This window comes from Viridibacterium curvum (assembly GCF_039544165.1).
Taxonomy (GTDB): domain Bacteria; phylum Pseudomonadota; class Gammaproteobacteria; order Burkholderiales; family Rhodocyclaceae; genus Viridibacterium; species Viridibacterium curvum.
The window spans coordinates 390273-404603 of the sequence record NZ_BAABLD010000017.1 but is presented as its reverse complement, the minus strand read 5'-3'; the positions used below and the strand labels follow the sequence as shown (position 1 = coordinate 404603).

The window sequence follows — 14331 nt, the reverse complement described above, 5'->3', positions numbered from 1 at the left end:
CATTCATCTGGTCACGCCATGTCACGCAACGAAGAACTCTTTGCCCGCGCCCAGCGCAGCATTCCCGGTGGCGTCAATTCGCCCGTCCGTGCATTCCGTTCGGTGGGCGGCACGCCGCGTTTCCTGAGTCGCGCCCAAGGCGCATATACCTGGGACGCTGACGGCAAGCGTTACGTGGACTACGTAGGCTCCTGGGGTCCGGCGATTCTTGGCCATGCGCATCCCGAAGTCGTCGAAGCCGTGCAGCGCGCTGCGGTGGATGGGCTGTCGTTTGGCGCGCCGACCGAGCGCGAAATCGAGATGGCGGAAGCGCTGATCGCGCTGCTGCCGAGCATGGAGATGGTGCGACTTGTGTCATCGGGCACCGAGGCGACGATGAGCGCGATCCGTCTCGCGCGGGGATTCACGGGGCGCGACGCCATCATCAAGTTCGAGGGCTGCTATCACGGCCATGCCGACTGCTTGCTGGTCAAGGCAGGCTCGGGCTTGCTGACTTTCGGCAATCCTTCATCGGGTGGTGTGCCGGCGGATTTCGCGAAGCACACCGTCGTGCTTGACTACAACAATGCGGCGCAGCTTGAAGAGGTGTTTGCAGCGCGCGGCAGCGAGATCGCGGCAGTGATCATCGAGCCGGTGGCCGGCAACATGAACCTCGTGCGGCCCTCGCAGGCCTACATGGATACGCTACGCGCACTGTGCACGAAGCACGGCGCTGTGCTGATCTTCGATGAGGTGATGACGGGCTTCCGCGTCGGCATCAAGGGCGTACAGGGCCTCTACAACATCACGCCGGACCTCACCACGCTGGGCAAGATCATCGGTGGCGGCATGCCGGTCGGCGCCTTCGGTGGGCGTCGCGACATCATGGAAAAGATCGCCCCGTTGGGCGCGGTCTATCAGGCCGGCACCTTGTCGGGCAGCCCGGTGGCGGTGGCGGCGGGTCTCGCTACGCTGCGTCTGATCCAGCAGCCTGATTTCTACGAAACCCTGACGACACGCACCACCGCATTTGCCAACGGCATGGCGGCAGCTGCGCAACGGCATGGACAGGCCTTCTCGGCACAGGCCGTCGGGGCCATGTTCGGGCTCTACTTCTCGGCGCAGGTGCCGCAGAGCTTTGCCGATGTGATGGCCAGCGACCGTGAGCGCTTCAACCGCTTCTTCCACCTCATGCTGGATGCCGGGCACTACCTGGCGCCGTCGGCGTTTGAGGCGGGTTTCGTTTCCGCCGCGCACACAGAGGCTGACATTGCCGCCACGATTGCGGCGGCAGACCAGGCTTTCGCGCAACTCGGCTGAAAAGCCGGGCTACAAAGCCAGGCAGAGCTTCAGCGGTACTTGTTGATCTCGTCGCGGGTGGCAATCGCTGCCACGCGTGCTGCGCTGGCAAAGTCTTCGCCCTTGCCGGCGTAGAGGATGGCACGTGAAGAGTTGATCATCAGGCCTGTACCGGTGGCGGTCTTGCCCGCATTCACGGTGGCCTGTACGTCACCGCCCTGCGCGCCGATGCCGGGCACCAGCAGAGGCATGTCGCCGATGAGGCTGCGCACGTCGGCAAGTTCGGCCGGGAAGGTCGCGCCAACGACCAGTGCAGCTTGTCCATGGCGATTCCATTTTTCGGCGACCAGCGAGGCGACATGCTGGTAGAGCTTCTTGCCGCCAGTAATCTCGAGGTTCTGCAGGTCCGAGCCGCCGGGGTTGGAGGTGCGGCACAGCACGATGAGGCCGCAATCCGGGTATTCGAGATAGGGCTCGACCGAGTCGAAGCCCATGTAGGGATTGACCGTCAGCGCATCGGCCTGGAAGCGTTCGAAGGCTTCGCGTGCGTACTGCGCTGCGGTGGCGCCGATGTCGCCGCGCTTGGCGTCGAGGATCACCGGGATGTTCGGGTGATTGAGATGGATGTGGTCGATCAGCGCTTCGAGCTGTTCTTCAGCGCTCTCGCCAGCGAAGTAGGCAATCTGTGGCTTGAAGGCACAGGCGAGGTCGGCCGTGGCGTCAACGATGGCCTTGCAGAATTCGAAGATCGCATCCGGCTTGCCGGCAAGGTGGGCGGGGAATTTCGACAGGTCGGGGTCGAGGCCGACGCAGAGCAGGGAGTTGTTGCGCGCCCAGGCGCCTTGCAGGGAGTCGATGAAGCTCATGGGGAGGATCCAGCCGGAAGAATGGCGGGATTTTACCGGCAATCGCCGGGCCGCCGCAGTGACGCACTGCGTACGGCCCGGAGCGCGGAGATTGCCTACTCCGGTGTGCTGACGAAGGCGAACTTGGTCAGGCCGGCGCGTGCGCTGGCGGCCATGACGCGGGCCAGCGTCTCGTAGGCAGTCTGGCGGTCGGCACGCAGGTGGATTTCGGGCAGTTGCGCCGGGTCGCTGATGGCGTTGCCTTCGCCATCGCGCGATGCAGCGGTCAGGCGCTCGCCAAGAGCCTGTTCAGCAATGCGCTCACCGTCCCAGTAGATGCTGCCGGCATCATCGATCGCAATCTCGATCTTGCGCGGCTGCGCGTGATTCTCGGTACTCGATGCACGGGGCAGTTCGACCTTGACCGCATGCGTCAGCAAGGGGGCTGTGAGGATGAAGATCACCAGCAGCACCAGCATCACGTCGATGAGCGGGACCATGTTGATCTCGGCCATCGGGGCCGTGTTGGCCTCTTTGTTGAATCCACCGAAAGCCATCATGCACCTCCGGCGACAGCCTGCAGGCGCGGGGTGCCGCTGTTCGTCTGGCTGACCTGGCCGCCGGTGGTGAGGTACGCGAAGAGGTCGTGTGCGAAGGCGTCAAGCCTGGCAAGCGTGACGCGGTTGGCGCGCGTGAAGGCGTTGTAGGCCACCACGGCGGGCAGCGCGACGGCGAGTCCGAGACCCGTCATGATCAGCGCTTCGCCAACCGGGCCGGCGACCTTGTCCAGGGTACCTGCCCCTGACATGCCGATGGCAACCAGCGCGCCGTAGACGCCCCACACCGTGCCGAGCAGGCCCACGAAGGGCGCCGTGGCGCCGACAGTGGCGAGCACCGTGAGGCCGTTTTCAAGACGCGCGGTTTCTTCGTCGATGACCTTGCGCATGTTGCGTGTCAGGAAGTCAGCCAGCGAGCCCGCTTCTTCAATCTTGGCGCCACCATTCAGGTGGCCGATCTTGCTGTGGTGATCTGCCGCAAACAGGGCATGGCTCGTCAGATGCGAGAAGGGTTCGTGTGCGCCGTGGGTGTTGATCTCGTTACGCACGGCATCGAGGCTGCTCGCGTTCCAGAAGCTTTCGACAAAGCGTTCGCTCTCGCGACGCTGGCGGAACTGGGTGATGGCCTTGGTGATGATGAAGTACCAGGATGCCATCGACATGGCGATCAGCACGACCAGCAGGAACTTGCCGAGGCCATCGGCCTGCGCGAGGAAGTGGGTAAAACCCAGGTGTTGTTCGGTGGGCATGGTGTTACTCCAGACTGAAAGTGACGGGGATCTTGACCCAGTTGCCGGCGCTGTGTTGCACCTTGCATTGCCAGGACTGTTTGACGATGTCGCGCGCGGCGCGGTCCAGACGGCCGTAGCCGCTGGAGGTGAGGATTTCGACGATGGTGAAGAAGCCTTTCTCGTCGGCCTGGGCGCGCAGGATGACCTTGCCTTCCTCGCCCAGCTTCAGCGAGGTCTGCGGATAGATGGGGGCTGGGCGCACGGGGCAATCCGCTGTGGGGTTGAGCAGCTGGGGTTCGGCGGGCAGGCTGGGGCGTGCTACGGCGACAGGCGCCGTCGTGGTGGTCTGCGCGCTGGGCGCAGGGGCTGCTGGAGGCGGTGTTTCCTCCTGCCTGGCAACGACGATGGGCGCCGGTGCTTCGACTGCTGCGGCGATCACCGGGGGCGTCACGGGCTGCTGCACTTGCGGCTTGGGTGGCGTCGGTTGTTTTTCGCTGACCTTGGGCGTCGGCGGGGCTTTGACCTCGGGAGCCTTTTCGGGCGTGATCCAGCGCACGGAGAGGACTTCAGGCAGTTGCGGTGCAACCTGGGTCAGGCCGAACCACAGCAGGCCCGCGCCGGCCAGAACGTGAAGACCCAGCACGGTGGCGCCGACCAGGCTGCGTTGACGCAACGGGTCGGCGCTCTCGGGGGCGCGCATGCGCTGGAATCCCAGCGGGCCAGCGGGCGCCGTGGTCGGCACTGCCGGGGCCGTCTGGGGGGCTGTTGCGGTATGGCTGTTCACAGTTCGGTCCAGATGCGTAACAGGTTGTGATAGGCGCCGGTCAGGCTGACTACCGGCTCGGTGTCGCCTTGTTGCTGACGCAGGGAGGCAATGGCGACATCCATGTCGAACAGGATGCTGCGCTGATTGGCATCGCGCACCATGCTCTGGACCCAGGTGAAGCAGGCGAGGCGTTCGCCACGCGTGACCGGCTCGACACGGTGCAGCGTGGTGCCGGGGTAGATGATCATGTCGCCGGCAGGCAGCTTGATGCGCTTGTCGCCAAAATGGTCTTCGATGACGAGCTCGCCACCCTCGTACTCTTCCGGTTCGCTGAGGAACAACGTGCAGGAGATGTCGGTGCGCATGTTGCGGCTGCCGTCAGGTAACAGGCGCACCGAATTGTCGATGTGATTGCCGAAGTGCTCGCCACCCGCATAACGGTTGAACAGAGGCGGGTACAGGTCAGCAGGCAAGGCGGCCGAGAAGAACACGGCGTGACGTGCCAGCGCCTTGCGTACGATGGCGCGCGCCTCGGCGATCTCAGCGGCAGTTTCAGGCAACTGCCGGTTCTGCTTGACCTGCGCAGATTGTGTGCCCGCCGTGATGCGCCCGTCTGCCCAGTCGGCAGCCAGCAGCAGGCTACGCAAGCGGGGGAGTTCTTCATCGTTGAGTACGTTCTGTGCGCGGATCATCATGCCTGGCTGGTCCTGTGTGGTGTGGCGGATTCAGGTTGGCTGGGGCTTGTATCTTTTTTTAATGGCGACGCGCCGTCGAGGGCGCGTCGCGATGCGGCTGTCAGAACTTGTAGGTGCCGGTCACCTGCACCGTGCGGCGCGGGCCTGCCACGGCGTGGCCATTGTAGACCGCCAGCCAATACGTCCTGTTGAAGAGGTTGTTGATGTTGAGCTGAACGTCGTACTTGGTCTCTTCGAACTTGAGCATGGCGTCATATTTCACGAAGCCCGGTGCCCAGTTGCTGGAGTTGTGCGAGGGGTTGCGTTTGCTCTGGCCGTCCATGCCTCCGCCCGCCGTCCACTTTGGCGCGAGCTTGTAGGTCGTCCACAGGCTGCCACTGTTGGTTGGCGTGTTGCCAGCGGGCTTGCCCACCGTGTTGGCGCTCGCTGCGGACGAGCCGGCAGCGAGGATGTTGGACCACATGTGGGCGAAGTTCATGAACACGTCCCACTTCTCGGTGATGCGGCCAGCCACTTCGAGCTCGTAGCCTTCGGTGCGGCGCTTGCCCGAGAGCAGGAACTCGCTGCCTGTGGTCTCGGTGTCGGTGCTGCGCTCGTTGTACTTCTCGGAGCGGAACAGGGCCGTGCGCAGTTGCAGCTTGCCTTCCAGCAGTTCGAACTTGGTGCCCAGCTCGATGTTGCGGCTCTCTTCCGGCGGCGTCTTGGAGCTGGAGGTGTCGTACTGGTACAGGTCGCCGGATGTGTTGAAGGCGGTGCCGTAGGACACGTAGTAGCTCATCTCGTCGGTGGGCTGGTAGATCAGGCCGGTGCGATAGCTCCACAGGTAGTCACGGCGCTGCAGGCGCGCGGCGGTGCTGTCGGCCCCTGAGCTGTAGTCACCCGAGAAGCGGTCCCAGCGCACGCCGGCAAGCCACTTCCACTTCGGCACGAACTCGATGAGATCCTGCGCGTACAGCCCGACCGTGCTGGCGGTGAAGTAGTTGAAGTTGGTGCGCATACCCGTCGCCGCAATGGGTTGCGACGAGGTGGCATAGGGGTCGCCGACCGTGCCGCTGGTCTTGGTCGGGGTGCCGTTTGCCCCGCCTGTGGGATAGCTCCAGCGTTCGGATTCTTCACGAGCCAGTTCCAGACCGAGCAGGGTGTCGTGCTTCATACCCAGTGCCGTGAACTTGGAGGTGTAGTCCGTGACGTTGAACAGGTGATGTTCTTCACCGCCACGGCGCTGGCTGTTACGTGTGATGGTGGTGTTGTCTGTGACATTGACCGTGCCGGCAGGCAGGCGTGCCGTCGTCGCCCACAGGTCGCGCTTGTAGATGCCGTAACGCGTGGCGTTGCGGATCTGGCTGCGTGAGCTGAAGCGGTGCGTGTAGACGCCATTGACGACGTCGGCTGAGTCACGCTGGAAGTCGCTCTCCAGCCCGTAGAACTTGTTTGCCGTGCTGTCTACAGGGCGACCACCGGCCCAGGCAAAGCCGTAGTTCGGGGTGTCATCGTAGTTGAGGTGGTAGTAGCCGATCTCGAACTCGTCCTTGGTGCCTATGCCGGTGCGGAAGGTCGGCGCAAAGCCATAGCGCTTCGAGTCCGCGCCTTCGGGGTCGCCCGAGGTCGTCGTATACATGGTGTTGAGGCGCAGGGCCGAGGTATCTCCAGTGACCTTGTTGAGATCCAGCGTATTGCGCAGGTAGTCGTTGTTGCCCAGCGTGAGCCCGATCTTGTTCTCGTCGAGCAGGTAGGGCGACTTGGTGACGGCGTTGATGATGCCACCCGTCGAACCGCGGCCGAAGATCATCGAGGCGCCACCGCGCAGAATGTCGATGCGGTCGAGGTTGAAGGTTTCGCGGTTGTATTGCGCGATGTCGCGCATGCCGTTTTCGTAGATGTCGCCGTTGGCCGAATAGCCGCGCAGCTGCAGGTTGTCGCCGATACGACCGCCTTCGCCCGCGTTGAACGACAGGCCGGCGACGTTGGTCAGGGCCTTGGCGAAGCTGTCGCCAGCCCGGTCGGTAATCAGCTTGTTGGTCACCGTGGTCAGCGACTGGGGGATGTCCTTGACGGCCTGTTCAGTGCGGCCGACCTTGCTGGTGTCGACCTTGTAGCCGGTCTGGGCCTGCGGGGTAGTGTTCTCGCGGGTGCCCTTGACGATCACCGGGGCCACGGTTGCCTCTGCGCCCTTTGCGGGCTCTGCTGCCGGACCACTCTGGCTGGCTTGAGGGGAGGTCGACACATTCTGGGCATGTGCCGGCGCTGCAACGATGGCGGAGGCGGCCATGGCCATCATCAGGCGGGATGGGGCCGTACTGAGCAGGTCTTGCGAATACTTCTTCAAGGGTCTCTCCCTAAGGGTTATCTGGATTCTGTTTTGTCGCATAGCAACACGATGTTGCGAATTATTACCATTTGCGACAAGTGCGTCAACGAGAATTATTCGCATTAGTGTTGGCAGCGAGGCAAAGTCACGCGTAAAACAACAATCCGGCAGAATCCGGGCATAAGGTCAGCTCATGGCCGGCTAGCGAGGTGAGGAATGCGATTCGACGACGACAACGAAAGCAGCAATGTGGAAGACCGCCGCGGCGGTGGAGGGGGCTTTCCGGTCGGGGGGCGCAGCATCGGGGTCGGCACCGCCGTGCTGGCGCTGGCGGCCTGGTACTTCGGCATCGACCCATTCATTGTCATCAATGGCGCCAACATGCTGAACCAGCGTGCTGCCCAGGAAGAGTCGCGCGGCCCGGTGCAGCAGAGCGCAGAAGAGGCGCAGACGGTGCACTTTGTGAAGCAGGTGCTGCGTGACACCGAACGCACCTGGGGGGCGCAGTTTCCGGCGCAGGCCGGGCGGCAGTACGTCGAGCCCAGCCTGGTGCTGTTCCGTGGGCGAACCTCAACCGCTTGCGGGGCGGGCGAGTCGGCGATGGGGCCGTTCTACTGCCCAGCCGATCAGAAGGTCTATATCGATCTCTCCTTCTATGACGAGATGCGCCGCCGCTTCAAGGCGCCGGGCGACTTTGCGCAGGCCTACGTGATCGCGCACGAGGTCGGCCATCACCTGCAGAAGCTGCTCGGCATTTCGGACAAGGTCTACCAGATGCGTCAGCGCGCCAGCGAGAAGCAAGGCAACGCCCTGTCGGTGATGCAGGAGCTGCAGGCGGACTGCTTCGCGGGCGTCTGGGCCCACCATGCCAACAAAGAGCGCCATGTGCTCGAAGCCGGCGACGTGGAAGAGGCCATCCGTGCGGCGACCGCGATCGGGGACGACGCCCTGCAGCGTGCGGCACAGGGCCGCGTCGTGCCGGACAGCTTCACCCACGGCAGCTCGGAGCAGCGTGTGCGCTGGCTCAATCGCGGTCTGGAGAGTGGTAGCCTTGATAGCTGCAATACGTTCAAGGCCAGCTCGTTGTAATTTCCACGCACATTCTCTCTGGATCCGCATGCAGACTCTTACGACAACGCCGCAACACTCCTGGCCAGCGCATGCCGCTGCGCCCAATACGCATAAGAGTGTCTGGAGTCTGATGCAGAGACATCTGCGCACATTCGCCGGGCTGTCTGTCTGCGACTTGCCCTGCGGAGCTGGCCTGTTCTCGCAGCGTCTCGCCGAGGCGGGCATGCAGGTGACCAGTGTCGATATCGAGGCGGTCGAGCCTTTCAGGGCCGACCCGGCCCGCCGCATCCTCGCAAACGCCAATGAGCGCCTGCCGTTCGACGATGGCCAGTTCGATGTAATGGTGAGCATCGAGGGTATCGAGCACCTCGAGAATCCAACATATTTCCTGCGCGAGTGTTCGCGTGTCGTGAAGCCGGGCGGGTGGATCTTCCTTTCCACGCCGAATGTGGACAGCCTGCGCTCACGCCGCTACGCATTCGTTTATGGGCACCACAAGTTCTTTCACCCCAAGGCGGATGGCAGCAAGGATTCGGGACACCTGTTGCCGGTCGACATGGCCTTTGTGCGTCACGCTGTGGGCAAGATCGGGTTGGAGGTGGTCGATGTCGGCGTGAACGAGATTCGTGGTCGCACGCTGGTCAAGGAGTGGCTGCGGCCTATCCTCACGCGCAAGCTGCCAGACTTCCTCAAGGGAGAAATCCCGTTTTATGGCGATGTGATCATTTACGCGATGCGCAAACCGGCGTGAGAGCCGGATACAAAAAAGCCCGCAATGCTGCGGGCTTTTTTTTCGCGACGCCATTCAACTACCGATACGCCCACCATCCTTCTTGGTAATCACGATGGTCGCCGAGCGCGGGCGCTTGCCGGGGCCATAGCCGGCGTTTGCAGGCCACTGGCTGGTGTACTTCGCCGGATCGGCGATATTCGCCGGCGAGGTCGTTTCGCCCGGATGCTGGATGTTGATGAACAGTGCCTTGCCGTCCGGCGTTTCGCACAGGCCGGTGATTTCGCAATCGACCGGGCCGACGAGGAAGCGCTTGAGCGTCTTGTCGGTGGCCTGGGCGCCGACGAAGGTGTCGACAGACAGCGTGCTGCCATCGGCCTTCTTGTAGCTGAGCGTCTTCTTCTCGCCATCGCCGACCTTGCCCGGCGTGGCCGCGAGCAGCATGCAGTTGCTCATGTCGGTGTAGGCGCTGTCGTCGGTCAGATTGAGCACACTTTTCAAGATACAGAGCTTGCTAGGGCAAGACAACACGAAGGGGCCGCTGCTTTTGACCCCCTCGTGTTTGGGCAGTACGAGCACGAAGATGCTGCAAGTACTCGCTGCGATCCGTCGACTATTTATGCTGCTTGAGCAATTAGTGGAAACGGATCGTATTGCCTTTCATGAATTGCTGCTGACTCTCCAACTGGCGGGGGAGAAAACCGAGCCATTGCGTCGACCAGTAGGTCCAGTTGACTGCATTGACTTATTGGGTTGGAGGGGGTGTCGACATACCTGAAATATATGTCGCCCATGGCGCGACTCTCGTTCGATATGAACGCACGAGACGCTTCGCCAATCAAATTCCCATTGTTCAAGATGTCGACTATTTCATAGTTTAGTTCGAGGGACTGAATTCCTGCTTCTGCGATGGAGCGGAGCTCACCTGTATCAGTAATTCCGTTAATGTTTTTGTCTTGCCAAATTTTCAATTCATAGAACTGATTGTCGTTGGCATTAATTACCCCATCAAAATTGGAGTCGTATCTCGCAAGCTGAGCGTAACCTTCCCCGCGAATATCGCTGCCGAACATCTCTGAAACAGAAGTTATCTTTCCGTCGCCGTTGTCGTCATGAACAAGGAATGCGTCGCTTGAGTTTAGCCACCCGGTTCGAACCTTGTTACCAGTCCCCAGCAAATCAAACTCTACGAAAGCATCCGACATGGACAAGGTGTTGAGTCCGTCACCATTCAAATCCACGGCGATAGGTGATGAGTATGAGGAAGAATAGTAATTTTCTAAAGCCGTCGAGTCGCCAACAGCGGCCTCTGCGTCGGCGAGTCGGGCCAGCCCAATTTGGTATATCCAGTCTGGGTCCCCTGTTATGTCATAGTATTCACCATGGTACGTAAAACCAAAAATGGTGTCAGAGTTAGAGAAGTCTTGGGTGAAAAAATTCTCCAAGGAAATCCAGTCTGCTGCATATGAGTAGGGGTTTAAAGCGGATCCAAGAGTGTCGGCTAGTCCCGCTGCGCCAAGAACACTTTGTGCAAACTCTATGGTGTTGCCAGAGAACCCATCTTGCAGGCCGGATAGTGCAGCACTATACGCAGACTCAAAATCTCCAATGTCATTAAAAGAGATGTTTGTAGAAGCCAGAATGGTGCCGAATGAATCTATTTCGTCTGTGTAAAGCAATCCAGTGGTTTGTGTTATACCGAACTCGCCCAGAATCATTTCATCTGGCCCGATAAACCTGAGTGTAATAAATTCCGTACCGTTGTTTTGGTATTGGGTGATCTGCAGGGATGGGTCGGCGAAGTTTTCTGGAGGGGTTTGGCTGAAAATTAATGGGGATAGATCGGTTCCCGAGGCTGGGCTCCATGTGCTGTCAAAGAAGCCGGTATCCGCAGGAGGGGTGATTCCCGCTTCCATCAGGGCGGTGCTGGCTGCTGAGTTCGAGTTTTGCGTGAGGGGCGAATAGGTGAGGTTGGCGTCATTGATGGCCCCTCCAGTAGCTACTATTTGCGCCCACTGTATTGAGAGATCATTGCCTTGAGCTACCACTGTTACTGGATTGCTTGGGTTAAGCAATTGTCCGATGTTGAGCGACTGATAGACGCTAGGGTCATTAATCGGACCTGCTATTACTTGAAGATTTCCGTACACCGATCCGCCTTGCGCGTTTGCCAAAGACGCTTGAGAGACGTTGGAAATATTGCTGGTGTTTGCGGGTGGCGTCCCCGTTGGAAATCCGCTTGATATGTATGTTTGTCCCTGAGAGTTTACATATACAATTGTCTGGTGATAATACTCTGTGCCAAAGAACGTTCCGAGTGGTTCATATACTACAGAAATGCTTTCTGTCATTTTGTTTCCTTAAATTGCGTTGATGACAAACTCAATTTCTACTTTTTGTACCGTGTCGTACTTGTTTTGATCAGTCGGAATTAACGTAAAAACAATGACTGTTTTTGTTGGGAACGATGAATTTATTTCTATTTCTCCAATAACGGAGAAGGCCAATGGAGAGTTTCCTAGAAGTAAATTCCTTCCTCTTTTAGATATCTTTCCGCCCATTTCTTCTACAAGTGCTTCCGCATCATCAAATGCCATGCCGCTGTAAAAGTAACTGGACATCTCTTCACTTATTAAATTTCTTCCTGATCCGCGCGGTTTTAGATGGTCTCTTTTCTCTGCATATAGGTTGTTTAACTTTGCTCTTGCTTCTTTTGCTATTTCTTGCATGCTTTGGCCTTTCGTTGATCCAGCTGTAGTGAGGCTTCTAGACGAGTCATTAATGGTTTTAGGTGATGAATTTTGAGGCGTTGCTGTGCTCCATCCTATGAGGCTGACGACAGCGCTTATAACGATGATTGCGATTTTTGTCTTCAAGGCAGATTTTCCTGAGAGGCCGAGGCTGGTGTTCGGTTCGGGGGCTGAAATGTTCGGTCCCGGCAATCGACCTATGTGAACTCGTTGCCGGTTGTGGCGCTGGAGCTCAGGCGTTCTCGGCGACTATGGCGCCGTCAGCGGAGGTGCGGGCTAGATCTATCGTTACGGTTGGTGAGATGCTAATGTACTGCTATGGCAAATGCAAACTGTTCGTGTTAGCGATAGGTTTTTGGCATTTTGGGTTGAACTTGGTTGAGGGGGCGTGTTAGGAGAAGTCATGGCGTATACACAAAATGGACTGAATCAATGGGTGCAATAGAAGATAGGGCTGCGCCTGGGGTTGGTCATCCGAAGCCTCCCCTTGATTCGGGTCTCGCGTGTCTGGTCATGCTGGCCCGCTTCCATGCGCTGGCCGTAGAACCCGAACAGATCGCCCACGAGTTCTGCAGTGACGGACTCGCCATGACGAGCACCGACATCCTGCTCGCCGCAAAGAAGCTCGGCCTGTCGGCCAAGAAAGCACGCGTTCGCGTCGAACGCCTTGCCACCACACCACTGCCCGCCATGGCTGTGGATCGCGATGGTCGCTACTTCATCCTGGCGCGCGTGGACCAGCAGGAAGGTGCACTGCGCGCCCTCATCCATGATCCCGCAGTGGCGCGCCCAGAACAGCTGTCCCTCGAACAGCTGACCGCGCGCTGGCAAGGCGAGCTCATCCTGTTTACCTCGCGCGCCTCGCTTGCTGGCGATCTCGCCAAATTCGATTTCAGCTGGTTCATTCCCGCCGTTGTCAAATACCGCAAGCTGCTCATCGAAGTCCTGCTGGTCTCCTTCGTCCTGCAGTTTTTCGCGCTCGTTACGCCCCTGTTCTTTCAGGTTGTCACCGACAAGGTGCTGGTACACCGTGGTCTGTCGACACTCGACGTCGTCGCGATTGGCCTTTTGTGCGTCTCGATCTTCGAAGTCTCCCTGACCGCCTTGCGCAGTTATGTCTTTGCGCACACCACTAGTCGTATCGACGTCGAGCTCGGCGCACGCCTCTTCCGCCACCTGCTGACGCTGCCGCTCGCCTACTTCCAGGCTCGTCGTGTTGGTGACTCTGTGGCCCGTGTACGCGAGCTTGAGAATATCCGCTCATTCCTGACCGGTAATGCACTCACCCTGGTGCTCGATATCCTCTTCTCGATAGTCTTCATTGCAGTCATGTTTTTCTACAGCACGCCGCTCACGCTCATCGTGCTGATCTCCCTGCCGTGCTACGCCATCCTATCTGGCTCGCTCATTCCGCTCTTCCGCATCCGCCTGCAAGAGAAGTTCAACCGCAGTGCCGAGAACCAGGCCTTCCTCGTCGAAACGCTCAGCGGGATCGACACCGTCAAGGCCATGGCAGTCGAGCCGCAATGGACGCGCAAGTGGGACCAACAACTAGCCGCCTACGTCGCCGCCGGCTTCCGTACCGCGACACTGGCCACCATTGCCAACAACGGCGTTAGCCTCATCGGCAAGCTGGTGACGCTTGCCGTCATGTACTTTGGTGCCAAGCTCGTCATCGAAGGCAAGATGACCGTCGGCCAGCTCATCGCCTTCAACATGCTCTCTGGCCACGTTTCGCAACCCATCATGCGGCTGGCCAACCTCTGGACAGACTTCCAGCAGACCGGCATCTCCGTACAACGCCTTGGCGACATCCTCAACACACGGACCGAGATTGCCAGCGCCAAGAGCGCGCTGCCACCGCTCAAGGGAGAAGTCGTCTTCGACGACGTGGTCTTTCGCTATCGTCCTGATGGACAGCCTGTTCTGCGCGAAGTCAGTTTGGTCGTTGCACCGGGAGAAGTGTTGGGCATCGTAGGGCGCTCCGGTTCAGGCAAGAGCACGCTCACCAAACTTGTGCAACGACTCTACGTGCCCGAACGAGGCCGCGTACTCGTCGACGGTGTCGATCTCTCGCTGACCGATGTGTCCTCCCTGCGCCGCCAGATCGGCGTCGTGCTGCAAGAGAACGTCCTGTTCAATCGCAGCATTCGCGAGAACATTGCCCTTTCCGACCCCGGGGCCTCGCTCGACGCCGTCCTGCAAGCTGCCCGCATGGCCGGCGCCCATGAATTCATCACCGAATTGCCCGAAGGCTACGACACGCTGGTTGGCGAACATGGCTCCACCCTCTCAGGTGGTCAGCGCCAGCGCATCGCCATCGCCCGAGCTCTGATGAGCAACCCGCGCATCCTCATCTTTGACGAAGCCACCAGCGCGCTGGACTACGAAAGCGAACGCATCATCCAGGACAACATGAAACGCATCTGCCAAGGCAGAACGGTTCTGATCATCGCTCACCGCCTCTCGGCTGTTCGTGACGCCAACCGCATCATCGTCATGGAGCGCGGCGAAATCGTTGAACAAGGGACGCATGCCGAATTGCTGACACGCCCTGACGGGCACTACGCCAGGCTGCACGGCCTGCAGCAGGGATGAAT

General features: G+C 59.8%; 13 protein-coding genes. 4 read left to right on the top strand and 9 right to left on the bottom strand.

Features of this window, described 5'->3' with window-relative positions:
- The first annotated feature begins 18 nt into the window (after window positions 1-18).
- Window positions 19-1299 carry a glutamate-1-semialdehyde 2,1-aminomutase gene (hemL, locus tag ABEA02_RS18305; RefSeq protein ID WP_345534542.1) on the top strand — a complete coding sequence of 427 codons (1281 nt, stop codon included), beginning with the start codon at window positions 19-21 and terminating at the stop codon, window positions 1297-1299.
- A gap of 29 nt (window positions 1300-1328) precedes the next feature.
- Here the strand turns inward: hemL and pyrF are convergent, their stop codons facing one another.
- The 6 genes from pyrF to ABEA02_RS18275 form a co-directional block, all read right to left on the bottom strand.
- Window positions 1329-2144 carry an orotidine-5'-phosphate decarboxylase gene (pyrF, locus tag ABEA02_RS18300; RefSeq protein WP_345534541.1) on the bottom strand — a complete coding sequence of 272 codons (816 nt, stop codon included), beginning with the start codon at window positions 2142-2144 and terminating at the stop codon, window positions 1329-1331.
- Window positions 2145-2239: 95 nt separating this feature from the next.
- The gene (locus tag ABEA02_RS18295) at window positions 2240-2680 is read right to left on the bottom strand and encodes an ExbD/TolR family protein (protein ID WP_345534540.1); all 441 of its coding nucleotides are present in this window, start codon (window positions 2678-2680) and stop codon (window positions 2240-2242) included.
- On the bottom strand, window positions 2680-3429 hold the full coding sequence (locus ABEA02_RS18290; protein ID WP_345534539.1) for a MotA/TolQ/ExbB proton channel family protein: 750 nt from the start codon (window positions 3427-3429) through the stop codon (window positions 2680-2682). Before ABEA02_RS18290 ends, ABEA02_RS18295 begins: the two co-directional genes overlap by 1 nt.
- A 4-nt stretch (window positions 3430-3433) precedes the next feature.
- Window positions 3434-4195, bottom strand: a complete 762-nt coding sequence (locus tag ABEA02_RS18285; protein WP_345534538.1) for an energy transducer TonB — start codon at window positions 4193-4195, stop codon at window positions 3434-3436.
- Window positions 4192-4872, bottom strand: coding sequence for a Fe2+-dependent dioxygenase (locus ABEA02_RS18280; RefSeq protein WP_345534537.1), 681 nt, complete (start codon window positions 4870-4872; stop codon window positions 4192-4194). The genes ABEA02_RS18285 and ABEA02_RS18280 overlap by 4 nt, the downstream gene beginning before the upstream one ends.
- Before the next feature lie 100 nt (window positions 4873-4972).
- Window positions 4973-7198 (bottom strand): TonB-dependent receptor, encoded by a 2226-nt coding sequence (locus ABEA02_RS18275; protein ID WP_345534536.1) that lies wholly within the window; start codon window positions 7196-7198, stop codon window positions 4973-4975.
- Between the two features lie 198 nt (window positions 7199-7396).
- Here ABEA02_RS18275 and ypfJ point away from each other — a divergent pair, with 198 nt between their 5' ends.
- Both ypfJ and ABEA02_RS18265 read left to right on the top strand, forming a co-directional pair.
- On the top strand, window positions 7397-8269 hold the full coding sequence (ypfJ, locus tag ABEA02_RS18270; RefSeq protein WP_345534535.1) for a KPN_02809 family neutral zinc metallopeptidase: 873 nt from the start codon (window positions 7397-7399) through the stop codon (window positions 8267-8269).
- 112 nt (window positions 8270-8381) lie between these two features.
- Window positions 8382-9002: a class I SAM-dependent methyltransferase gene (locus tag ABEA02_RS18265; RefSeq protein WP_345534534.1), complete on the top strand. Its 621-nt coding sequence runs from the start codon at window positions 8382-8384 to the stop codon at window positions 9000-9002.
- 54 nt (window positions 9003-9056) lie between these two features.
- Here ABEA02_RS18265 and ABEA02_RS18260 read toward each other — a convergent pair whose 3' ends face one another.
- The 3 genes from ABEA02_RS18260 to ABEA02_RS18250 form a co-directional block, all read right to left on the bottom strand.
- Window positions 9057-9473, bottom strand: a complete 417-nt coding sequence (locus tag ABEA02_RS18260; protein ID WP_345534877.1) for an alkaline phosphatase PhoX — start codon at window positions 9471-9473, stop codon at window positions 9057-9059.
- A 125-nt stretch (window positions 9474-9598) separates the two neighbouring features.
- Window positions 9599-11332: a hypothetical protein gene (locus ABEA02_RS18255; RefSeq protein ID WP_345534533.1), complete on the bottom strand. Its 1734-nt coding sequence runs from the start codon at window positions 11330-11332 to the stop codon at window positions 9599-9601.
- A gap of 9 nt (window positions 11333-11341) precedes the next feature.
- On the bottom strand, window positions 11342-11857 hold the full coding sequence (locus ABEA02_RS18250) for a hypothetical protein (RefSeq protein ID WP_345534532.1): 516 nt from the start codon (window positions 11855-11857) through the stop codon (window positions 11342-11344).
- A 306-nt stretch (window positions 11858-12163) separates the two neighbouring features.
- On the opposite strand from ABEA02_RS18250, the gene ABEA02_RS18245 reads away from it, so the two are divergent.
- A complete protein-coding gene (locus ABEA02_RS18245; protein WP_345534531.1) occupies window positions 12164-14329 on the top strand; it encodes a type I secretion system permease/ATPase in 2166 nt (721 codons plus the stop codon).
- The last annotated feature ends 2 nt before the right edge of the window (window positions 14330-14331 follow it).